At 33.3% G+C, this 24,700-nt stretch carries 17 protein-coding genes; 5 read left to right on the top strand and 12 right to left on the bottom strand.

Annotated features, from left to right (window positions below; genetic code table 11):
- The first annotated feature begins 57 nt into the window (after positions 1-57).
- Positions 58-534 (top strand): TspO/MBR family protein, encoded by a 477-nt coding sequence (locus tag RCH18_RS03305; protein ID WP_326935346.1) that lies wholly within the window; start codon positions 58-60, stop codon positions 532-534.
- Between the two features lie 40 nt (positions 535-574).
- On the opposite strand, the gene RCH18_RS03310 is transcribed toward RCH18_RS03305, so the two are convergent.
- The 11 genes from RCH18_RS03310 to RCH18_RS03360 all read right to left on the bottom strand — a co-directional run bounded on the left by RCH18_RS03310 (position 575) and on the right by RCH18_RS03360 (position 14,111).
- Positions 575-1,312, bottom strand: coding sequence for a hypothetical protein (locus RCH18_RS03310; protein WP_326935347.1), 738 nt, complete (start codon positions 1,310-1,312; stop codon positions 575-577).
- A gap of 177 nt (positions 1,313-1,489) precedes the next feature.
- Positions 1,490-1,765 carry a Txe/YoeB family addiction module toxin gene (locus RCH18_RS03315; protein ID WP_326935348.1) on the bottom strand — a complete coding sequence of 92 codons (276 nt, stop codon included), beginning with the start codon at positions 1,763-1,765 and terminating at the stop codon, positions 1,490-1,492.
- Positions 1,747-1,968 carry a DUF2683 family protein gene (locus RCH18_RS03320; RefSeq protein WP_326935349.1) on the bottom strand — a complete coding sequence of 74 codons (222 nt, stop codon included), beginning with the start codon at positions 1,966-1,968 and terminating at the stop codon, positions 1,747-1,749. The genes RCH18_RS03315 and RCH18_RS03320 overlap by 19 nt, the downstream gene beginning before the upstream one ends.
- A 148-nt stretch (positions 1,969-2,116) precedes the next feature.
- A complete protein-coding gene (locus tag RCH18_RS03325) occupies positions 2,117-3,337 on the bottom strand; it encodes an NAD(P)/FAD-dependent oxidoreductase (RefSeq protein ID WP_326935350.1) in 1,221 nt (406 codons plus the stop codon).
- Positions 3,334-4,011, bottom strand: coding sequence for a glycerophosphodiester phosphodiesterase (locus RCH18_RS03330; protein ID WP_326935351.1), 678 nt, complete (start codon positions 4,009-4,011; stop codon positions 3,334-3,336). Before RCH18_RS03330 ends, RCH18_RS03325 begins: the two co-directional genes overlap by 4 nt.
- 95 nt (positions 4,012-4,106) lie before the next feature.
- Positions 4,107-5,945 (bottom strand): glycoside hydrolase family 13 protein, encoded by a 1,839-nt coding sequence (locus RCH18_RS03335; protein WP_326935352.1) that lies wholly within the window; start codon positions 5,943-5,945, stop codon positions 4,107-4,109.
- Between the two features lie 169 nt (positions 5,946-6,114).
- Positions 6,115-8,229 (bottom strand): glycoside hydrolase family 97 protein, encoded by a 2,115-nt coding sequence (locus RCH18_RS03340; protein WP_326935353.1) that lies wholly within the window; start codon positions 8,227-8,229, stop codon positions 6,115-6,117.
- 33 nt (positions 8,230-8,262) lie between these two features.
- The gene (locus RCH18_RS03345; RefSeq protein WP_326935354.1) at positions 8,263-10,560 is read right to left on the bottom strand and encodes a glycoside hydrolase family 65 protein; all 2,298 of its coding nucleotides are present in this window, start codon (positions 10,558-10,560) and stop codon (positions 8,263-8,265) included.
- Between the two features lie 95 nt (positions 10,561-10,655).
- The gene (gene pgmB, locus RCH18_RS03350) at positions 10,656-11,315 is read right to left on the bottom strand and encodes a beta-phosphoglucomutase (RefSeq protein ID WP_326935355.1); all 660 of its coding nucleotides are present in this window, start codon (positions 11,313-11,315) and stop codon (positions 10,656-10,658) included.
- The gene (locus RCH18_RS03355) at positions 11,308-12,837 is read right to left on the bottom strand and encodes an MFS transporter (RefSeq protein ID WP_326935356.1); all 1,530 of its coding nucleotides are present in this window, start codon (positions 12,835-12,837) and stop codon (positions 11,308-11,310) included. The genes pgmB and RCH18_RS03355 overlap by 8 nt, the downstream gene beginning before the upstream one ends.
- Before the next feature lie 242 nt (positions 12,838-13,079).
- Positions 13,080-14,111 carry a LacI family DNA-binding transcriptional regulator gene (locus tag RCH18_RS03360; RefSeq protein ID WP_326935357.1) on the bottom strand — a complete coding sequence of 344 codons (1,032 nt, stop codon included), beginning with the start codon at positions 14,109-14,111 and terminating at the stop codon, positions 13,080-13,082.
- 233 nt (positions 14,112-14,344) lie between these two features.
- On the opposite strand from RCH18_RS03360, the gene RCH18_RS03365 reads away from it, so the two are divergent.
- From RCH18_RS03365 to RCH18_RS03380, 4 genes are all read left to right on the top strand, one after another.
- A complete protein-coding gene (locus RCH18_RS03365) occupies positions 14,345-17,320 on the top strand; it encodes a SusC/RagA family TonB-linked outer membrane protein (protein ID WP_326935358.1) in 2,976 nt (991 codons plus the stop codon).
- Positions 17,321-17,354: 34 nt separating this feature from the next.
- Entirely contained in the window at positions 17,355-18,962 is a 1,608-nt protein-coding gene (locus tag RCH18_RS03370; protein WP_326935359.1) for a RagB/SusD family nutrient uptake outer membrane protein, read from the top strand.
- A gap of 22 nt (positions 18,963-18,984) precedes the next feature.
- Positions 18,985-19,737: a SusE domain-containing protein gene (locus RCH18_RS03375; protein ID WP_326935360.1), complete on the top strand. Its 753-nt coding sequence runs from the start codon at positions 18,985-18,987 to the stop codon at positions 19,735-19,737.
- A gap of 64 nt (positions 19,738-19,801) precedes the next feature.
- The gene (locus tag RCH18_RS03380; protein WP_326935361.1) at positions 19,802-22,678 is read left to right on the top strand and encodes an alpha-amylase family glycosyl hydrolase; all 2,877 of its coding nucleotides are present in this window, start codon (positions 19,802-19,804) and stop codon (positions 22,676-22,678) included.
- 108 nt (positions 22,679-22,786) lie between these two features.
- Here the strand turns inward: RCH18_RS03380 and acs are convergent, their stop codons facing one another.
- Positions 22,787-24,694: an acetate--CoA ligase gene (acs, locus tag RCH18_RS03385; protein WP_326935362.1), complete on the bottom strand. Its 1,908-nt coding sequence runs from the start codon at positions 24,692-24,694 to the stop codon at positions 22,787-22,789.
- Positions 24,695-24,700: the final 6 nt, after the last annotated feature.

Below are 24,700 nucleotides of genomic sequence, written 5' to 3' on the forward strand. Positions count from 1 at the left end.
ATGGTTAATCGTTCAAAAGATTTGAGTAAATTTGGCATATATAGTAAAAGTATCAAAATGAACAAAATCACTAGAATATTGGTCGTTGTAGTTACCTGTCTTGTCGTAGGTTATTTTTCAGGAATGGTAACACAATCTTCAATTACGACTTGGTATCCTACTTTAATCAAGCCAAGTTTTAATCCACCCAATTGGATTTTCGCACCCGTCTGGAGTACGTTGTATGTTATGATTGGTGTTGCAGCAGGATTAGTTTGGAATAGAATAGAGGAAGAGCGTGAACTTGTAAAAAAGGCGTTAATATTCTTTGCAATTCAACTGGCTCTAAATGCATTATGGTCTTATTTGTTTTTTGGATTAAAAAATCCGATGCTTGCTGGACTAGAAATAATTGTTTTATGGCTGATGATTTATGAAACCTATATTCAATTTTCTAAAATTAATAAAATTGCAGGTTATTTATTTATTCCTTACCTCGCTTGGGTGAGTTTTGCTGCGGTGTTGAATGGAAGTATTTGGTGGTTGAATAGGTAGTGTTCAGTGCTCAGTGCTGCGTGACTAATTTTGAATTATTTTAAAGCTTTTTAAATTCTACATTTTTGGTAGTCAAAAAATCCATCACTGATAGAACATTTGCGTTTTCTGTAATCAATTTTGATTTGGGATCGGCATCACAAAATTGAAGAAAGAGATCAATTTGTTCCCTTTTTAAATGTAGCGTTTCAAGAAAAAATTTATTGTCACAACTACTTCTCGCTAAAGTTTTGAAATCAATTTGTGGAAGTTCTTTTTTGATGACGTCTTTTTCTTTTTTAAACAATTTTATAATCATCCCGCCGATTCGCATTAGATTCATTCCATTTTCAATTCCTCCCGCATACACGCCCAGGACTTTTGGCTTACTTGCGGCTTTATCTAATGCCATTTCATCTAGTTTTCCTTCTTCCCATTTTGCATCTTTACTCAGTTTAATAGAAGGTATTTTTGTGACTATCACCTCGTTTAATTCTTCAGGTTTTAAAGTTAAATAAACAATTAAATTATTAGTTTCAATAGTTTTTTGACTTACTGTAATTTTTTTGATATCATGATTTCTGGAAATAAAAATGAGTTCATCTCCTGTTTTTGCAAAAATAGAAAAAGCTCCAAATTCATTTGTGAGTACAACATGTTTTGAGTTATAATTGGCAATTTCAACTTTAGTAAGCGGCAATTGTTCGCATAAAATGCTGCCATTTATTAATTGCTCCGTTTGTGAGTAAGTTGTGTGAATTACGATAAAGAATAAGAATACGAGTAATTTTACTTTCATTTAAGTGTAATTAATTGAAAGTAAATGTATTATTAAGGTCTAAACAAATATTTAATAAATACTTAAATTCTCGTTAATTTTAAAATAATGTTTCTGCCAAATTTATAATAATGGTATTTATAGTCTTTTGCAAAAACCTAATTTTGATCTTTTTAACTATTGGTTCTGGGTTTGAACTTATTCATACTGACCCATTGCTGATACTACAAAAACAGTAACAATATTTTCTTGTATTTGATAAATTAATCTATCTTTTTTATTAATTCTTCTAGACCAGTAATCTTTTAATTCATATTTTAATTCTTCTGGATTTCCAGTACCGTATTGGGGATGCTCTTGTAACTCATTAAGTATTTTTAATATTTTTTTTATCGAAGAAATTGCGCCAGATTTTTTATGATTTAATAAATCTTTTTCAGCAGTTGGCTTGATGATTACTTTATACTTTCCCATAGGCTTTCAGCATTTACCATTAGCTTACCTTTTTCAGTGCCTGCTTTTTTAATCTTGGCAACAAACTCAGGATTATAAGGACTTTTTTCTTGCGTCTCAATAAGTACTATTTCTGTAGAATTTTCAGAAAACACACGAGCCATTTCTAAGAACGCTTTGCCTTTTTTAGTGTTTTCATTTATTTTTAATGTTATCGTTGTCATAACCTGTTTTTTACAAATTTACATAAACTTTCAATCTGATAAGGCGGTATGTTTAAGTATTAATTGTAAGTTCTTTTTTTAATTTTTGGATAAGTACTTTATTATTTATTATAAGTTACCCACTAACTTTTTTATGAATCTTTAATAGTTAAATCCCGTTCGCCACAATAAACCCGCTAGTCCACGCATTCTGGAAATTATAGCCACCAGTAATCGCATCAATATTGACAATTTCACCAGCAAAATATAGATTATTATGCAGTTTACTGGCCATGGTCTTGAAGTTGATTTCTTTTAAATCTATCCCGCCTGCAGTTACAAATTCTTCTTTAAACGTACTTTTTCCATTTACTTGGAAAGTGCCGTTTGTGAGTTGGCTCGCCAAGTTTTGCAATTGTAATTTCGACAAATCAGCCCATTTTGTCTCGGTTTCAATTCCCGAAGCGAGTACTAAACTTTCCCATAATCTATTGGTTAACTCGAAAGGAGACTTCTTAGAAACCGATTTTTTAGCGTGTTCTTGCTTTAATTCTTTTAGTTTTTTCTCAACCTCTTCTTTGTCAGCGTCATTAAGCCAATTCACGAAAATGGTAAATTGATAATTCTTGTCATGCAGGATTCGGGCTCCCCAAGCAGAGAGCTTCAAAATTGCTGGTCCACTCATTCCCCAATGTGTAATGAGTAATGCTCCGGTTGATGTAAGTTTACTGTCTTTTACTTTTACAGTTACTTGTGCAGCAACGCCAGGAAGTTCCTTTATTCTAGAATCTTTGATATTAAAAGTGAAAAGAGAAGGAACAGGTTTAACAATTGCATGACCAAAAGTTTGCAACATCTCCCATATTTTAGGATTGCTGCCTGTGGCCAAAATCAATTTCTCAGCAAGATATTTTTCTGTTTGGGTCTCAATTTTCCATAACTTTTCATTGTCAATGTCGATATTGAAAATAGATTGGACACTTTGCCCAGTTAATACTGCAATTCCTAATTTCTGGGTTGCTTGCATAAAACAATCAATAATAGTTTGAGAGGAATTTGAAACGGGAAACATACGTCCGTCAGATTCAATTTTAAGTTTAACGCCATGATTTTCAAACCATTCGATGGTATCGCCAGAGCCAAATTGATGAAATGGACCCCGTAATTCTTTTTCACCTCTCGGATAAAACTTTACTAATTCTTTAGGTTCAAAACAAGCGTGTGTAACATTGCATCGCCCACCACCAGAAATGCGTACTTTTTGAAGTACATCGGCACCTCGTTCTAAAATAGCTACTTTTAATTTTGGATTTTTTTCCACAATATTTATTGCCGTAAAAAATCCTGCTGCGCCACCACCAACTATTATTATATCAAAAGTTTGATTCATATTCTATCTGGAAAATCAGTTATGATTCCGTTTACGTTATAGCTTTTTATTTTTTTTATGTCTCTAGTTTCGTTGACAGTCCAAGGGAAAATTTGTAATCCTTTAGCCTGTATTTGCGCTGTGTTTTCTTTAGTTAATAGAAGAAAATATGGATGAATGGATTTAGCTTGAATAAATTTGGCGAAAGCCAGTGCCAAATCTAAATTAGTTTCTGTCAGTACACCTATGGGTATTTCATCATTTAAAAACGCTACTTGTTGCAACGCATTCCAATCAAAACTAGAAACGAGAAAATCATCGTATTTCCAATTCTTATTTTTAACATATTCTTCTATTACAGTAACGACTGGATCAGTAACTTGATAACTTTTTAGTTCGATATTTATAAAGCACTTTTTGTCTATTAAATTTAATACTTCTCTTAAAGTAGGAATCGTTTCTTGTCCATTAATCAAAAATCTTTTCAATGCGAGCAATGTAAAAGAGCTAATTGAACCTTTACCATTAGTCAATCGATCTAAAGTATCATCATGGAAAACCACGATTTCATTATCAGCGCTTAGATGTACGTCAAGTTCAATTCCGTCAACATGCATATCTAATGCTTTTTGGAATGAGATTAAGCTATTTTCAATTTCATACCCTTTTGCACCACGATGACCAATTTTAAGCATGCTACTAATTTTTTTGCAAAGGTAACTAAATAAAAAAGCACAAACCAGAAACGATTTATGCTTTGAATTATATTAAAATTGTAATATAATTATCCTTAATTTAATTCTAAGATAAGTGCTGATTTACCTTCAATTGAAATTCCATTAACTAATATGAAAGTTTCTTTGCTTAAAGCTTCCGCTGCGGTTTTATGATTGCCAATGTTTTCTTTAAAGCGCTGTGTTTTGATGTCTTGTTTCTCCAAATTGTTATTGATAATTACCATTACGGTTTTGTTGGTATTATGTCTAAAATATATGTAAACATTATTTTCAGGGATATAATGCGTCATCTTACCAAAATGAACAGTTGGATTTGTTTTTCTCCACTGCAAAAGTTTTGAAGTAAAATCAAAATATTCATTTTGTTGTTTTGTCCGTCCTTCTTTGGTGAAAGCATTATTTGCATCTCCGTCCCAACCGCCTGGGAAATCTAAACGAATACCGCCATCTCCTTCACTTTTATCTCCTTTCATCCCAATTTCGCTACCATAATATAACTGTGGAATGCCTCTTGTTGTAGCAAGTAAGGTTAATGCCATTTGGTATTTTTTAAAATCATTTTTATAGATTTCATTAAATCTTCCAGTATCATGATTTTCTAAAAAGGTTAATAAATTGTTAGTATTGGGATATAAAAAATCATTTGTAAAGTTTTCATAAACTTTAATCATACCAGTATCCCATGATGGTTTGTCTTCATTGAAAACAGTTCCCAACGCATCATGTAAAGTAAAGTCCATTACGCTAGGTAAGTAGGAATTATAACTTTGAATAGCGCTAATTGGGCTATCTTTTTGCCAGTACGATATTTGTGCTTGATCGTGCATCCATATTTCGCCAACAATATTGAAATTAGGATATTCATTGGTGATCGCCTTTGTCCATTTTGCAATAGCAATTTTATCGTTATAGGAATAAGTATCAACACGGAATCCATCTAAATTTGCGTATTCAATCCACCAAATCGCATTTTGTGTAAGATAATTTAATACTAAAGGATTCGATTGGTTCAAATCAGGCATTGATGGCACAAACCATCCATCCATACAATTTTCAGCATCGATTGCTGAGGCATTCGTGTCAAATTGCGTTGTCATTCTATAATTAGATTGTGAGTATCCAGGAAACTGATGTACCCAATCGTAAGTGGGTAAATCTTTATACATCCAGTGCTCTGCACCCCAGTGATTCGTAACGTAATCCTTAATTAATTTCATGTTTCGCTTTTTCAATTCAGCGGAAAGACGGACATAATCCTCGTTTGTTCCAAAACGCGGATCAATTTTATACACATCAGATTGACCATAAGTATGATAGGAAAATGTTTTATCATTGTCCTCGCACATTGGAGTACTCCAAAGCGCTGTTACTCCCAGTTCCTCAAGATAATCAAGATTTTTTAGTATTCCTTTTATGTCCCCGCCGTGACGCCCGCCTGAAAGTGTGCGATTTACTTTTTCAGTCACCGTAGGGTCGCTATCATTTTTTGTGTCTCCGTTAGCAAAACGATCTGGCATCAAAAGATACATAACGTCTGAAGCGTCAAAACTTTTACGTAAAGCAGAGTTTTCAATTCTCTTTTTTAGACTATATTTTTTTGTAAAAGCAACTTTATTTTTGTTTTTAAATGTAAATAAAAGTTCAGATGCTGGAATGTCTTTAGTGTCTATTGTGACAAAAATATAATTTGGATTTTCTGTTTTATGCACATTCTTAATTACAATACTGTTTGAGACAGAAACCTCGTTTTGTGCAATATTTTTTCCATAAAACATAATTTGTAATTCGGGATTTTGCATATCAGCGTACCAAAAAGGCGGTTCTGTTCGCTGTAATTGAGCACTTACATTAGTAGTGAGTAGTAAAATAAACATGATTATTATACTTCTCATATAAATTCCTTTACTAAAGGACCTAATTTTTATATTCATAATATGAAATTATTTAAATCTAATAATAGAGTTGTTTTAAAGTTTTTTAGAATTTCAATAGAAATAGTTTGTTCAACTAAAATTCAAAGACAACTAACGAATTTTAAAACCATTAGTTGTCTTTACTTTTTTATTTAGTTTCTATAATACTAATAGCATAACCGCCACCAGGAGCCGATAATTGCGACAATTTCGACTTATTAGTCACATTAATTTTTCTGATTTTGTAGGCTTGTGAATTCGTTTTGTAATGTGCGTCTTTTGCATCAGCATAAATGGTTGCTGTATATTTTTTGCCTTTATCTAAGAAATCAAAATTGATATTAGAGGTACGGCTATTATACCCATTTACATTTCCTACAAACCAATTGTTAGTTCCTTTTGCCTTACGTGCAACGGTGATATAATCGCCAGGTTCAGCTTCTAAATATTTACTTTCGTCCCAGTCAATAGCCACATCTTTAATAAATTGAAAAGCATCTGGAAATTGATTGTAATGTTCTATTAAATCGGCCGCCATTTGCAATGGACTATACATGGTAACATAAAGCGCTAATTGATTTGCAATAGTACTGTTTACATGTGATTTATTTTCAGGATTTAATTTACTCATATCCATTTCAAAAATTCCAGGCGTATAATCCATTGGGCCACCAATCAATCTTGTAAACGGTAATATGGTAACATGATTTCCATTATTTCCTCCAAAGGCTTGATATTCTGTACCTCTAGCGGACTCGTTACCGATTAAATTAGGATACGTTCGTGCAATTCCAGTAGGGCGAACGGCTTCGTGTGCGTTAATCATAATTTTATATTCAGCTGCTTTCTCAAGTGCATATTGATAATGGTTAACTACCCATTGATTATAATGATTTTCGCCATTTGGTAATATTGCACCCACATAACCGCTTTTTACTGCATCATAACCATTGTCTTTCATAAATTGATATGCTTTATCCATGTGGCGTTCGTAATTGCGAACTGATCCCGAAGTTTCATGGTGCATCATCATCTTTACTCCTTTTTCTTTAGCGTAAGCATGAATTCCTTTGACATCAAAATCAGGGTATGGCGTTACAAAATCAAATACATAATCCTTTGAATGTCCAAACCAGTCTTCCCAACCTTCATTCCAACCTTCTACCAAAACAGCATCAAAACCATGTTTAGCTGCAAAATCGATATAATCTTTAACATGTGCGGTATTAGCGCCATGAGTTCCATTAGGTTTTACTTTAGTATAATCAGTAATTCCCAGTTGTACTGAAGGCAATTCATTAGTGTATGACCATGAGCTTTTTCCAGTAATCATTTCCCACCACACGCCTATGTATTTTACTGGTTTTATCCAAGAAGTGTCTTCAATTTTACAGGGATCATTAAGATTCAAAGTCATTTTTGATGCTAAAATTTCTCTTGCGTCATCGCTTACAATTATAGTTCTCCATGGTGAATGGTTAGGTGCTTGCATATGACCTTTATCACCAACTGCATCAGGCGTTAGCCAAGATTCGAAAATCATGTTTTTATCATCAAGATTTAAATGCATACAGGAGTAATTGATCAAAGCGGCTTCATGTAAGTTAATATATAAACCATTAGATGATTTCATCATTAATGAAGTTTGAACTCCCGTAGGTGAAAAAGATTTTTGAGAAACATTTGATGTATAAGCTTTTTCGGCCAGACCTCTAATTTCTGATAATTTAGATTGTGTATAATCATACTCTTGAGTATCATAATCTCCAGGAATCCAGAAAGCGGTGTGATCACCAGCCATAGCAAACTGAGTTTTCTCCTCTTTGATTACAAAGTAAGTAAGATTTTTTTGGGATGGAAATTCATAACGGAAACCCAATCCATCGTTAAATAATCGAAAGCGAATAATAATTTGACGATCTGTTTCTTTTTGATTTAGTGTTACTGCTAATTCATTATAATGATTGCGTATTGTACGTACTTCGCCCCAAACTGGTTGCCAAGTTTCGTCAAAAGTGCTTGTTTTTGTATCGACAACTGTAAAATCATTTAGCAATGATTGTTTGTCGTTTTTTAATTCTAATCCAAGCTTACTAGATTTTATTACTTCCTTATTTTTATAGTTAAGTTTGTAACTTGGCGTTCCATCTTTGAGTAAAGAGAATTCCATTGTAAAATTTCCTTCAGGAGATTTTAGTTGTTGCGCTGTTATATTGCCACAAATCATCAACAAAAAGAGAGCGGTGAAAATTAAATTTCTCATAGTTTTTATTTTAAAAATAGTATTATTCATCTTTTATAATTTTTCATCTTTAATAGCCATCATTGGTTTTCCATTAACCACAATATCTAAATTAGTATCTCCATTTACTAAAAATTTAGTTTCGTTGTGCGTAACGACAACTTTCAATATATGGTTTCTAAAATTGATTTTGAAAGAATAACCTTCCCATTGCTTAGGAATTTTTGGAGAAAAATGAAGTTTGTCATCTTTGATTCTCATTCCACCAAATCCTTCTACAATACTCATCCATGTTCCCGCCATCGAGGTAATATGACAACCTTCCTCTACTTCTTTATTATAATCATCTAGGTCTAGGCGAGAAGTTCTTAAATAAAAGGTATATGCCATATCCATTTTATCTAATAAAGCCGCCTGAATAGAATGAACGCATGGCGAAAGGGAACTTTCATGAACCGTAAGAGATTCGTAAAACTCAAAATTATTTTTTAATTCTTCTTTTGAAAAATGATCTTCAAAGAAATAAAAACACTGTAAAACATCAGCTTGTTTTATATATGGTGAACGCAAGATACGATCCCAAGACCATTTTTGATTTATAGGACGTTGACTTTTATCTAAGTCAGCTACACGAACTAACTCTTTGTCTAAGAAACCATCTTGTTGTAAATAGACATTATGTTCCTCTGAAAATGGGAAGTACATATTATTTGAAACTTTTTTCCAAGATTGCAATTCAGCGTCTGTGATTTTTACTTTTTCGGTAATTCTTTTATGATCCAAAGGATATTCTAGAGATACTTTTTGGATTTGATCATACGTATATTCTAAACACCACTTTGCAATATAATTAGTGTAGAAATTATTATTTACGTTGTTCTCATATTCATTAGGACCTGTAACTCCCAGAATTACATATTGATTCAAATTAGTAGAAAAGTTCGCTCTTTGATGCCAAAAACGGGCGATAGCGATTAAAACTTCTAATCCTTTGTCAGGAATATAGCTATAGTCGCCAGTATATCTATAAAAATTATAGATAGCAAAAGCAATAGCGCCATTTCTATGAATCTCTTCAAAAGTAATTTCCCATTCGTTATGACATTCTTCGCCGTTCATTGTCACCATGGGATATAAAGCTGCGCCATTAGAAAAGCCTAATTTTGTCGCATTTTCTATTGCTTTATCTAATTGATTATAGCGGTAAGTCAATAGGTTCCGAGCCACATCTTGATCTTTAGTAGCCATATAAAATGGTATGCAATATGCCTCAGTGTCCCAGTAGGTTGATCCACCGTATTTTTCGCCTGTAAATCCTTTTGGTCCAATGTTTAAACGAGAATCCTTACCTAAATAAGTTTGGTTCAGCTGAAAAATATTAAAGCGGATTCCTTGTTGTGCTTTTATATCGCCATCGATTGTAATATCTGACATTTCCCAAATTTTAGCCCAAGCATCAATTTGATCTTGTAGCATTTTACTATATCCCACTGCTAAAGCGGATTGGATTACTTTTTCGGCAGCAGTAATCGTGTTGTCATGATTTAAAGAAACCGTATAACCCCCAATTTTTTGAATCGATGATTTTTGGCCTTGAGCCACAATTACATCATAACTAAATTGAATTTTATCATTTTTAGTGTCAATATTTGAAGGCGAAATAGAAGTTTTTTCACCATTAGCTAAAATAGTGTTGTGCATAAAAGTTGTTACCTTAAAATGCGTTTTAAAAGTTTGAGCAGTTATAAAAGCTTCATTTCCTGATTTTTTTAAATCAAGTATTTCCCAGAATTTTTCTTCCCAGTTTGCATCTTCATTAGTGACACCTGCATCTATATATGGTTTATAAACGATCTTAGAATCCTTGTTTAAAGGAATTATTTCATAATTTATTGCCCCAACTTCATCTAAATTTAATGATAGAAAACGGCGTACATTAACTGAAATTTCAGTGCTATTTTTCAACCTAGCCTTGAAAGAACGGCTGTACCAACCTTCTTTCATGTTTAACTCACGACGAAAATTGCTAACTGATAAACAAGTATTCAAATCCAGTTTTTCGCCATTGATTTCTATATCGATTCCTATCCAGTTAGGTGCATTTAAGACTTTAGCAAAATATTCTGGGTAACCATTTTTCCACCAGCCAACTTTAGTTTTATCTGGATAATAAATTCCGGCAATATAACTTCCTTGAAACGTTTCTCCAGTATAATTTTCTTCAAAATTAGCGCGTTGCCCCATGGCACCATTGCCAATGCTAAACAAGCTTTCAGATGATTTGACGCGTTCAGCATCAAAGCCTTCTTCGATGATGCTCCAATTATCTGGTTTTATATAATCTTGATTCATTTTCTTTTGTTTAAAGTTTAAAGTTTAAAGTTGAATTCAAAACTTCAAAACCTTTATAATTATACTTATTTTTCTAACTACTTTCTTTTTACAGATTAAGGGGCTTTTATCAAATCTTCTATAAATTCTTGACTTATCTTTGTAAAATCTTTAAAAATAAACTTTGCTTGATGCAAAACAGTTTTGTCACCAATACCAATACTAGTCATCTTAGCAATATTAGCAGCTTGAATACCCGCAACTGAATCTTCAAAAACAATAGCATTTTCAGGTTTTATATTTAACAATTGAGCGGCTATAAGGAAAACTTCAGGATCTGGCTTGGCATTAGTCACATCGTTTCCATCAACTATCGCATCAAAATAAGAGAGAATTCCAGTTTTTTCTAAAATAGGTCTAGCGTTTTTACTGGCTGAGCCTAATGCTATGGGTTGGTTATGATCTTTTAGAAATTGTAAAACTTCAAATACTGCTGGAAGAATTTCGCTTGAATCCATATCAACAAGCTGCGATAAATAGTCTTCGTTTTTTTGAAGTAGCCATTTATTTTTATCTTGTTGTGACACTTCTTTTCTACCTAATTCTAAAATGATATCGAGAGACCGTACACGGCTAACTCCTTTCAGAAGTTCGTTATTTTCCTCTGTAAATTCGATTCCAAGTTGATCAGCAATTTTTTTCCATGCTAAGAAATGATATTTAGCGGTGTCAACTATTACTCCGTCTAAATCGAATATAAATCCTTTACTACTCATTTAATTTAATTTTTGAATTATCAGAAATGGTGAGCGCGATTATTCCAGCAATAATCATTGAAGCTCCACCAATTAAGAGTGCATAAATAGGTTCACTATTAAAAAAGGTAGCAATTAAAAACCCTAAAATTGATGCGGCTACAAGTTGAGGGATTACTATAAAAAAGTTAAAAACACCCATATAATAACCCATTTTATTTGCTGGTAACGATCCTGACAACATCGCATACGGAATAGATAAAATACTAGCCCAAGCAATTCCTACTCCTATCATAGGTAGCCATTCCATTGTAAATGCGGTGGGTTCTTTTATGAAATAAATAGAAACAAGTCCAACTCCACCGCAAACTAGTGCTACAAAATGCGTGAATTTAGTGCTAGTATATTTAGCTAATATAGGTAGCAAAAAAGAAGCAATGGCAGCTATTAAATTATAATTAGCAAACATTTCACCTACTTGATTTGCACCAGTGTTATAAGCTACAGATGTAGTGTCAGTAGTGCCATAAATATGTTGTGTAACGGCAAGTGTTGTATAAATCCACATAGAAAACAATGCAAACCAAGAAAAAAATTGTACCCAAGCTAGTTGTTTCATGATTTTTGGCATCAACTGAAAATCATTCATAATGGTTACAAATCCATTAGTGGTATGATTTGCTCTTTGTAACATCCCAGAAATTAACATAGCTATTCCGCCTACGCCAATTAAACCTAGCGATAGAACGTATAAATCTTTTTTCAAATCATAATGAAAAATGGCAAATGAAAACAAAACACTGATTACAATAAATAGAATTCCTTTTGATAAGTGTGACTTTGCATTAGTAGCAAACCAATCCTGAGAATGTTCTTCTTTTATAAAGGCATTTTCGTTGTGTTTTTCAAAAGCGGCTAGTTCTTCTGGCGAATACTCTTTTGAACGAATTACTGTCCATAGAACGGTAAGAAGGAAAACAACCCCACCCAAATAAAATGAATATTTTACTGAATCAGGAATAATGCCTAATGGCGCAGTATTTTCAACACCGTAATAAGTAAATATCAAAGGCAGTTTTGACGCAAAGTAAGCACCAATACCTATAAAGAAACTTTGCATTGCAAATCCGGCAGTACGTTGCTTTTCTGGCAAATTATCTCCAACAAATGCTCTAAAAGGTTCCATAGAAACATTAATAGAGGCGTCCATAATCCAAAGCATCCCTGCAGCAAACCATAACACTGGAGAATTTGGCATAATGAATAATGCGGCCGATGCTAAAATTGCACCAATTAAAAAATAGGGTTTTCTACGTCCTAGTTTATTCCAAGTTCGATCTGAAAAATAACCTATAATAGGTTGAATAATTAATCCAGTCAATGGTGCAGCAACCCATAAAATGGGAATGTCATCAATATTAGCACCAAGAGTTTGAAATATTCTACTGACATTTGAATTTTGCAGTGCAAAACCCATTTGAATTCCCAGAAATCCGAAACTCATGTTCCAAATTTGCCAGAAACTTAACTGACGCTTTTCCATTATCGTAATTTAAAATTAATACGATAAGCGCTATGCTTATCAAAACTTGCCTTATTTTCGAAGTAAAAGTCATAGCTTTGAACTGTAAATATAAAAAGATATTTTAATTTTATGTTTTTTACAAATGTATATTAAATAACTTTTTTCACTACAAGGTTGTAGTAAAATATTACATAAGAAAATATAGATGAATATATTGCTTTTTGAAAGAACTGTAGCAGCTTATTTTTCATCAATATGTTCTAATGGTTATAATAAGTAGACTCTCTTTCAATCAAATGAGTTTCTATTACTTCAGTTGTGTAATTTTCATTTTCATATTCTTCTTCGCTCTCTAACCTCTCAATTAACATTTTTGCCGCTTTATTTCCCATTTTTATTCCGCTTTGACTAACGGTTGATATAGTAGGGGTGGAGTATTTTGAAATAATTCCATCAGTAAAAGCAATTACAGCCAAATCATTTGGGACATTTAAGCCTATTTTAGCTGCTGTTTTTATGATCGTAACAGCAAATAACTCATTCACTGCAAAAACTGCATCAATGGCTTTGTCTTCTAATAATTTTCCTATCGTTATTTCGCAGGTGTCAATATCTTCGATTTTTATAATCAAGTTTTCATTAAATGGGATATCATTGTCCAATAGCGCTTTAGTATAACCATCAGTGCGAAGTTTACCTACACTTACATAATCAACGGTGGTTACTAATGCTATTTTTTTACGCCCTTTATCAATAAGGCTTTGTACCGCTTCATACGCAGCTGCTTTATCGTCAATAATCACTTTATCACATAGAATTTCGTTAGTTACTCGATCAAACATTACCACAGGCATCCCTTGATTGATGACTTCTGTAATATGATGAAAATCACCTTTAAACTGAGTCTCTTTAGATAATGACATTATAAAACCATCTATACTTCCATTAGCAAGCATTTCCATATTTAATACTTCTTTGTCAAAAGAATCATCTGATAGGCAAATAATCACACTATAGCCATTTTCATTGGCAACCTGCTCAATTCCATTGATTACTGTCGAAAAAAAATGGTGTACGATTTCAGGAATTATAATTCCTATGGTTTTAGTTTTTCTATTTTTTAAACTAAGCGCAATATTATTAGGTTTGTAATTATAAAATTTGGCGAAAGCCTGTACCTTTAATCTCGTCTCTTCGCCTATTTCTGCACTATTTCTAAGTGATTTAGAAACGGTAGATATAGATACGTCTAATTCCTTTGCAATTTGTTTAAGCGTAATCTTTCTTTTCATAATAAATTGGGGTGAAAACTGATTTCGTAATAAAGATAAATTTTTTTTTCATAATTGGTAATAAAACGTACTAAAATCTAAATATTTCAACAAGTTTTCAACACTATTACGTTTTCGTTAGTGGTAGTAAATTTCATCATGTTGAATAACATATAATTTAACTAAATTTAACTTTCGAAGTAGAAGTTAAGCCTGAAAAGTGATTGAAAATTAAATTAAATTAAACAAAAAGTATGAAAACAATTTATAAGAAGTTGTTAATTTTAGTACTGCTACTCCCTTTTAGTGTTCTAGCTCAGAATATTGTAAGTGGAACTGTCTTAGATAAAGTATCGGGACAATCAATTCCTGGAGTGAATGTGAATGTACAAGGAACGCCCAATGGCGTTTCTACTGATTTTGACGGAAAATACCAACTGGGAAATTTAAAAAATGGTGATAAAATCGTTTTTTCTTTTATTGGTTACACTACAATTATTGTTGATTATTCTTCTCAAAAGTTAATTAATGTATCTCTTGAAGAAGATGCAAATCAATTAAAAGAAGTAATAATTCAAGTGGGTTACGGAACGGTAAAGAAAAAGGATGCTACAGGATCTGTTTCTCAAATCGCGGAAAAAGATTTTAATAAAGGGATTAATGTAACTCCTGAAAGTTTAATTAGTGGTCGTATTGCTGGAGTAAATGTTACTGGAGGAGGAGCTCCAGGAGCTAAAGCAGATATTCGTATTCGAGGTGGGTCATCGTTAAATGCTTCAAATGAGCCTTTAATAATTTTAGATGGTTTGCCATTAAGTAACGCTGTTCCATCTGGAGCAACTAGTATTCTATCAACGATTGACCCAAATGATATTGAATCATTTACCGTTCTTAAAGATGCATCAGCTGCAGCGATTTACGGATCTAGAGCCGCTAATGGTGTTATTGTTATTACCACTAAAAAAGGTAGCAAAGGGCGAGTAAAAGTTAATTTTAGTTCTCAAGTAGGTATCAATACAGTGGCTAATACTATAGATGTCTTAAGTGCAGATCAAATTCGCACCGTAGTAAATGAAAAAGGTTCTGCCGCTCAAAAAGCATTATTAGGGAAATCGTCAACCAACTGGCAAGATGAAATTTTTCATACTGCGTTGACAACTAACAATAATATTTCAGTTAGTGGTGCATTGTTTAATAAATTACCAGTACGTCTCTCAGTAGCTAACACAGATAATCCTGGTATTTTAAGAAACACTTCTTTCGAAAGAACTACAACATCAGTTTCTATCAATCCAGTTTTATTTGATAATCATTTGAAGATTGATATTAGTGGGAATTTATCATTTGGAAAAAATAGATTTCAAGATGAAGGTGCCGTTATTGGTAGTGCTATTGGGTTTGACCCAACTCAATCCGTTTATAAGACTAACTCACGTTATGGTGGATATTATGAGTGGCTTGAATCTAATGGGAATTTACCATTATTACCAGCTAGAAATCCTGTAGCAAGATTAAATCAAGATGAGCGTAGAGCTACTTCAACAAGAAAGTGGGGAAATGTAAGATTAGATTATAAATTACATTTCTTTGAAGACCTAAAAACTGTTGTAGAAGCAGGCATTGATAGATTTGATAGTAGTGGATTTTCTGAAGTGAGTACAAATAGTGTTTTGGGTTTTCAACCAAAATCATTTACTGATGCAGGTTATGTAAACTTGGGGAATTATTCTAATTATACTGACGCACTTCAAAACAAAAACTTAAATGCTTATCTTAATTATACCAAAGATTTTGACAAAATTAAGGTGGATGTAACGGCGGGTTATAACTATCAATTATTTCAAAAAGAGAGATTTGAGTCAGGAGAATTGAGACAGCCTAACCCTAAGCAGGATGTAGCAACGGATCCAGATATCAACTTACAATCCTACTTTGGAAGATTAAATTTAGGATATGATAGCAGATATCTACTTACTTTAAATTATCGTAGAGATGGTACTTCACGTTTTTCTAAAGATAACAGATGGGGTAACTTTGCAGGAGCTGCATTAGCATGGAATATTTCAGAAGAAGCTTTCTTAAAGGATAATAATACTGTATCAAATTTAAAATTAAGAGTGGGTTATGGTACAACGGGTCAGCAAGATATATCGGCTCAATACGATTATCTTAGACGTGTAACATTAGGTACTATTAGTTCCCAATATATTTTTGGCAATACAGTTTATTCGACTGCAAGACCTGAAGGGTATAATGAGAATATTAAGTGGGAGGAACTTGCTGAGATGAATGTAGGTTTAGATTATGGATTTTTTAATAATAGAGTAACAGGATCTATCAACTATTTTGATAAGGAATCTACTGATTTATTAGCAGATATCGCTGTTCCTGATGGAGCTAATATTAGAAATCAAGGTTTCTTTAACGTAGGTAGTGTAAGAACAAAAGGAGTAGAATTTAGTATCGAATCAGATATTGTTAAAAATGAAAACTTGACTTGGAATGTAGCGTTCAATACTACTTTTATCGATCAAAAAATATCTAATCTAGGAATAACAGTTCCAGGTTTCCAAGGTTATTTAGCCGGTGATAATATAGCAGGAGGTAGTGGAAATAAAATACAAATTAATACGGTAGGATTTACACCTAATTCATTTTTAGTGTTTGAGCAATTATACGACAGCAATAAAAGACCAATACAAGGGGCGTATGCGGATAGAAATCAAGATGGAAAGATCGATGCCGGTGATCGTTATAGATATCACAAACCAGCTTCTGACTACACTTTTGGATTATTCTCTAGTTTAAACTATAAAAAGTTTGATCTTACTATGAATTGGAGAGCTAGTTTAGGGAATTATATTTTTGATAATGTAAGCTCTAACTTAGGATACTTAGACGCTGGATTAAGAAGACAAACTGACTTGTCTAATATAAGTTCTGATTATTACAATACTGGTTTTACATTTGAAGATAATGGTACGCAGCGTTATTTATCAAATTACTTCGTTAAAGATGCTTCTTTTATAAAACTAGATAATATTACTGTAGGATACACTTTTGACAAGACTTTATTAAAATCTGCTTCATTACGATTTACAGCAGGAGTGCAAAATGTTCTTATTTTAACTAAATACAATGGCTTAGATCCAGAAAGATTTAATGGGATTGATAATAATGTGTACCCAAGAGCTAGAACAATTTTACTTGGAGTAAATGTAAATCTGTAAAAGAACACTGAAAACAAATTTAAAATTTAACAAAATGAAAAAATCATTTAAATTGATATCTTATTTTTTTCTAATTATTTTAGGAATAAATATGACGCTTGTATCGTGTACGGATGACTTAGATGTTACTCCTGGAGATGATGATGAGTTTTTATCTGAAGCTTTTTTCCAAGATCCAGCATCTTATAAACAAGTTTTAGCAAAATTATATGCTGGTTTGTATGTAGGAGGAAATGATGGAGATGGAACTGCGGATATTGCTGGAATAGGAGGAGACTTTAGTAGTTATTTGCGTTTGCTATTTGTAACTCAAGAATTAACAACGGATGAAGCAATTATAGCTTGGGCTGATGGTACTTTACCAACAATGAATGCGCAAACTTGGTCGCCCGCTAATGAGTTTTTAGAAGGAACTTTTTCAAGAGCTTTTTATCATATTAGCGTTGCTAATGAGTTTTTAAGACAAACAACAGATGATAAATTAGCAGCAAGAAATGTTGACTCAAATCTAAAAGCTGAAATAGCTAAATTTAGAGCTGAAGCTCGTTTTTTAAGAGCTTTTTCATATTATAACCTAATGGATTTATTTGGAAATGTTCCTATCACTACTGAAAATGATCCAGTTGGTTTCTTTTATCCAGAACAAAAAACTAGAGCAGAAGTATTTGCTTATATCGAATCGGAATTAAAGGATTTAGACAATAGTCTTGCTGCTTCGAAAACCAATGAATACGGTAGAGTTGATAAAACAGCCGCTAAATTCTTATTAGCTAAAATTTATTTAAATGCGAAAGTATATACGGGTACGGCTAAATACAATGAAGCTACAGTAGTCCTAAAAGATATAATTGATAAGTCAGCTTATACCTTTGCAAATATTCCTTATTCTTATTTGTTTTCAGCTGATAATAACCGAAATGGTGCTCAAAATGAAGTTATTTTCCCAATTGTAAGTGATGGTAATGCCATTAGAGCAACTGGTGGTGGAATGAGTTTTATTATGCATGCTTCAATAGGAGGTAGTTTAGACGCTGCTTCACGAGGCATGGACGGTGGATGGCAAGGCATTAGAGCTCGTAGAGAGTTTGTTAATTTGTTTCCAGATGTAAATGCAATTGCTGACAAGCGTGGTACATTTTACACAGATGGTCAAACCTTAGAAATTAACAATGTAGGGGTTTTTACTAATGGATACGCTGTAACTAAATATATAAATAAAAACTCAGATGGTACTTCAGCGCAAAGGAATGATATTCCTGATACTGATTTTCCAGTCTACAGATTATCAGACGCTTACTTGATGTATGCTGAATGTGCTGTAAGAGGTGCTACTGGTGCAGATATCACTACAGCTGTAGGATATATAAATAAGTTAAGAACAAGAGCTAATGCACAATTAGTGTTATCATCAAATCTAACCTTAGACTTTATTTTAGATGAAAGAGCAAGAGAGTTATTTTGGGAATGTCATCGACGAACTGATTTAATCCGTTTTGGAAAATTCACTGGAGGCACTAAAGTTTGGCAGTGGAAAGGCGGTTCAATCAATGGAAACGCTACTGAATCGTATAGAGATTTGATGCCTATTCCTGCTAGAAATATTCAAGCCAATCCTACATTAAAACAAAATCCTGGATATTAATTAACTTTAAAAAATTATAAAAATGAAAAATATACACAAAATATTAATTGCATTTGTAGCAGTGTTTGCAGTTTCTTGTAATGCTGATGATGTTGAAGACAGACCGATGATAGAAGCAGCTACTGCTCCTGTATTATTAACCCCTAAATCAGATTTTAGTATTGTATTGAGCAATGCTAATGCAACGAATGCTGCAACTACATTTGTTTGGGATGATGCTCAATATAAAGGCACTACTACTGTTGTAAACTACAGTTTAGAAATGGCAAAAGCAGGTACTAACTTTGCTTCAGCTGTTGTAGTTGCTACAACTACTGATAAGTTTAAAAGTTTTACTGTTGGAGATCTTAATGCTGCCGCTTTAGATGCTGGTTTTGCACCTTTTGTATCTTCTAAAATTGATGTTCGTGTAAAATCGTCAGTAGGAGGAGTTGGTTCATTACCGCAAATGTCTAATTTTTTCACTATTGCAGTAACTCCATATCCAGCATGGCCAAACTGGGGAATTATAGGATCGGCAACTCCAAATGGTTGGGATGACCCTGATACCAATTTAGATTATAGTTTAAGTACTAAAAAATATTCGTACACAGGCCCATTAAAAGCAGGAGAAATCAAATTTAGATTAGATGATGCTTGGACAACTAATTATGGAGATGATGGCAATGATTTAACTTTAGATGCAGGTGGAGCTAATATTCCTATTACCTCAGCAGGTAATTATAGTGTTGTTATCGATTTTAATGCTAAAACATACACTATTAAGAAAAATTAAATTTTTTAATGATAAGGGCTGTCCGCGGATGGCCCTTTTTTTATTCACTTAAAATAATTGCATTATGAAAAAAATTTTACCTTTTTTATTGTGTTTCATTTCAACGGTGGTTTCTGCGCAAGTCCAAAACCTTGCAAGCTCGATCAGTCCAAACCCATTTGAAGAAACAACTTCTATAACCATTACTGTAAATGGCAATTCGGTAAACGAATCAGTTTGGGGAATCAGTGATAATTCCTTGTATTTATGGACTTGGTCTTTTGATAGTAATGATTTAAATAGTGTTGATTGCCCAACAAATGGGAGCTGGTCATCTTCAAACGAAGCTAATAAGTTTACCTACAATTCGATTTCAGATACCTATACTAAAACTTTTACACCAACCACTTTTTATAATAGAAACGGGATTGGAAAAATAGGCTATTTAATCAAAGTTAAAAATGGTGCTGGTGACAAAAAATCACAAGATTTTGTATCTGAAGTTGGACTTTTTCAAGTTACTTTAAATTCACCTACTGAAAATAGCGCGACTATTATAGCATCTGGTGGTAGTTTGACGATCGCTGCGACGAATACTAGTGGAAATGCAATTTATAATTTAAAATCAAATGGTTCTACTATAAATAACAATAATGCTACAGCAAATTATAGTTATACACAAACCAATATTATAGCAAACCAAAATTATGAATTAGAAGTTACACAAGGTAGTATTACAATAATTAAAAAGTTTTCTGCTATTGTTAATCCAGTGACAATTTCAGCTGTTATGCCTAGCGGAATGGTTGATGGAATCAACTATAATATTGCTGATGCAACTAAAGCTACTTTGGTACTAGATGCGCCACTCAAAGATTTTGTTTATGTTGCAGGAAGTTTTAATTTATGGCAGCCTAACGTAAATTACGCAATGAAAAAAGATCCAAGTTCAGGAAAATTCTGGTTGGAGCTTACGGGACTTACCTCTGGCGTAAATTATACTTATCAATATTGGGTGGTCGATGCAACGCCAGTGGCAAACTCGCCCTCATTAGTAAAAACAGCTGATCCCTATTCTACTTTAGTTTTATCGCCAAATGAAGATGCGGGGATACCTGCCACTACTTATCCTAACCTACCTGTATATCCGGTGGGACAAGATAAGGAAGTGACTGTGTTACAAACTGGACAAGCGGCCTACGCTTGGAGTACGGCTACAACAAATTTTGTAAAGCCGCAAAAAGAAAAATTAGTTGTTTATGAACTTTTAGTACGAGATTTTGATGCCTCAAGAAATTATCAAAGTATTATTGACCGAATTGATTATTTCAAGAATTTGAAAATAAATGCAATCCAGTTAATGCCCGTAATGGAATTTGAAGGCAATGAAAGTTGGGGATATAACACTTCATTTCACATGGCTTTAGATAAATTCTACGGCACTTCAAGCAAGTTAAAAGAATTAGTTGACGTATGCCATCAAAACGGAATTGCAGTAATTCTTGATGTCGCTTTAAATCACGCTTTTGGTCGAAATCCAATGGTAAGAATGTGGATGAATGACGCTGATGGTGACGGTTACGGATCTCCGTCTATTGAAAACCCATACTTTAATACGGTTGCAAAACATAGTTATAATGTTGGCGAAGATTTTAATCATCAATTACCGGGAACTCAAAATTATGTAAAAAGAGTAATTCAACATTGGATTCAAGAATATAAAATTGATGGATTTCGTTGGGATTTGACTAAAGGCTTTACACAAAATTGTACTGCAAGTAATGAGAGTTGTACAAATGGTTATCAGCAAGACAGAGTAGATGTTTTAAAACAATATGCTGATTATTCTTGGAGCTTGGATCCTACTCATTATGTTATTTTTGAGCATTTAGGCACAAACAATGAGGAACAACAGTGGGCTAATCATAGAATTGGAGAAACACCAAGCAAAGGAATTATGATGTGGGGTAAACTAACTGATCCTTATAATGAGTTGTCTATGGGTTATCCTGGGAATATTTCAGGAATGACAAGTACAAGTCGTGGCTTTACAGCCAAAAGATTAATGGGTTATGCCGAAAGTCATGATGAGGAACGCTTGCTTTATAAAAACCTGCAATTTGGCAACAGTAACAATAGCAGTCATAATGTAAAAAATTTAGAGGTTTCATTATCTCGAATGTCAGCAATTGGGGCCGTTTCTTTATTAATTCCAGGTCCAAAAATGATTTGGCAATTTGGAGAATTAGGATGGGAATATTCTATTTTCACTTGTGCTGATGGAAGTGTAAATACACCATCAGATGCTACTGCTGGAGATTGTAAATTAGATACTAAACCACAGCCGCAATGGGTGAATAATTGGCTTGGCAACAGCAATAGAAATAAAATTTACACTGATTGGTCTAAAATGATTAGTATGAAAACTACTGAGCCTGTTTTTTTAGGAGATGCAACGATTGCGAGTGGATCTTCTTTGTTACAAACGATTAAAATAACGAATCCATCATTATCAGGTGCACAGCTTAAAGATGTTTTAATACTAGCTAATTTTGATGTGAATACCGCATCAGTTCCTACTGGTTTCCCTTATCCAGGTACTTGGTATAATTTAATGGATAATACTTCAATTAATGTCAGTGATGTATCAAGTCCTATTAGTGTTGAAGCTGGTGGATATAGAATTTATGGAAATAAAACTGCTGCCTTAGCTATTGCTAGTTATGAGGACGTAGCCACTATACAACTTTATCCCAACCCAGCAGCTGATTACCTGATGCTAAATGAATCGACTACCAAATTAGAAATTTTCTCTATAAGTGGTCAATTGGTTAAAAGTTTTAATGCAAATCAGGCAGCAGGATATCAATTTCCAATAAGCAATTTAGCGAAAGGACTTTATATTGTAAAAGTAGTAGATGAAAATAATAATAGTAAAGTGTTGAAATTTTTAAAAAACTAAAACGAAATTTAAAAATAATAAAGCTGCATAGAAATATGCAGCTTTTTTTATTAAAAAAAAACTGCTCGATTACTGAAGCAGTTTTTCACTACAATTAAAAACCAAAAATTAAATTTTCCCGTCTTTAATTTCATCTACAATTTCAGGATTTAATAATGTTGAGGTATCACCAAAATTAGAATAATCTCCTTCTGCAATTTTTCTTAAAATTCTACGCATAATTTTTCCCGAACGTGTTTTTGGTAATCCAGACACAAATTGAATTTTGTCTAGTTTGGCTATAGGTCCTATATGATTTGAAATTTGTTGATTGATTTCCTTCATTAGATTTTCTCTATCGCGATATTCTCCAGTTTCTTTTAGAATTACAAAACCGTATAAAGCATTTCCTTTTACATCATGTGGGAACCCCACAATAGCTGATTCCGCAACTGCTGGATGCTCGTTAATCGCATCTTCAATAGGAGCCGTTCCTAAATTATGACCAGAAACAATTACAACATCATCTACACGTCCTGTGATTCTATAATATCCTACTTCATCACGCAAAGCGCCGTCACCCGTAAAGTATTTGCCTGGAAAGGCAGAAAAATAAGTTTCTTTATAACGCTCATGATCTCCCCAAATCGTTCTAGCAATTCCTGGCCAAGGAAATTTGATACAGAGACTTCCAGTAGTTTGATTTCCCTCTATTTCATTTCGTTTTTCATCCATTAATACAGGTTGTATTCCTGGTAAGGGTAGCGATGCATACGTTGGTTTTGTTGGTGTTACAAAGGCTAGAGGCGAAATTAAAATTCCTCCTGTTTCTGTTTGCCACCACGTATCAACTAGTGGACATCTTTTTCCTCCTACGTGGTCATTATACCAGTGCCAAGCTTCTTCATTGATAGGCTCGCCAACAGACCCAATAACTTTCAAGGAAGCTAGCGGATATTTTTGAACATATTCTAAGTTTTCTTTTGCCAAAGCGCGAATTGCAGTTGGAGCCGTATAAAACTGCGTTACTTTATGTTTTTCTATGGTTTCCCAAAAACGGCTAAAATCAGGATACGAAGGCACGCCTTCAAAAATTACAGTCGTAGCACCATTTAACAACGGGCCATATAAAATATAGGAGTGTCCCGTTATCCAACCAATATCAGCGGTACACCAAAAAATATCGTTCTCTTCATAATTAAACACGTTCTTAAAGGTGTAAGCGGCATAAACCATATATCCCGCCGTAGTATGTACCATTCCTTTTGGTTTTCCAGTAGAGCCTGAAGTGTAAAGAATAAACAACGGATCTTCAGCATCCATAATTTCAGCTGCATTATTATCTGATGCTTGGTCTAAAAGAGGCTGTAACCATTGGTCACGACCTTCTTTCATATTTATATTGGTATTAATTCTTTTGGCTACTAAAACATTTTCGACACACGAACTTTTTTCTAAGGCTTCATCAACAATGCTTTTTAAATCAATAGTTTTATTGCCGCGATAACCACCGTCAGATGTGATCACCATTTTGCATTCGCTGTCATTTATTCTTGCTGTTAATGCTGATGCTGAAAATCCTGCAAAAACCACCGAATGGATCGCTCCAATTCTAGCACAGGCTAAAGTTGTAATAGCCAATTCAGGAATCATAGGCAAATAAATACACACGCGATCTCCTTTATTTATTCCTTGCTCTTTTAAAACATTAGCCATTTTACACACCTTTTGATGCAGTTCATCATAGGTGATATGAACCGCTTCTTCTGTTGGGTTATTAGGTTCAAAAATTATAGCGGTTTTACTTCCGTTTTTAGCAAGGTGCCTGTCAATACAATTTTTTGTGATGTTTACTTTTGCCTCAGTGAACCATTTAATTTCGGCTTCCGCCATATTAAAATCGACTACTTTATCCCATTGTTGGTACCAAGTAAAGTTTTCAGCAGCGATTTTATCCCAAAATTTTCTAGGTTCGCGAATTGATTTTTTATACTCTTTAAAGTATTCTTCTAAATTGTTAATTTTATAACGACTCATTTTTAA

This window comes from Flavobacterium sp. PL11 (assembly GCF_035985025.1).
Classification (GTDB): Bacteria; Bacteroidota; Bacteroidia; order Flavobacteriales; family Flavobacteriaceae; genus Flavobacterium.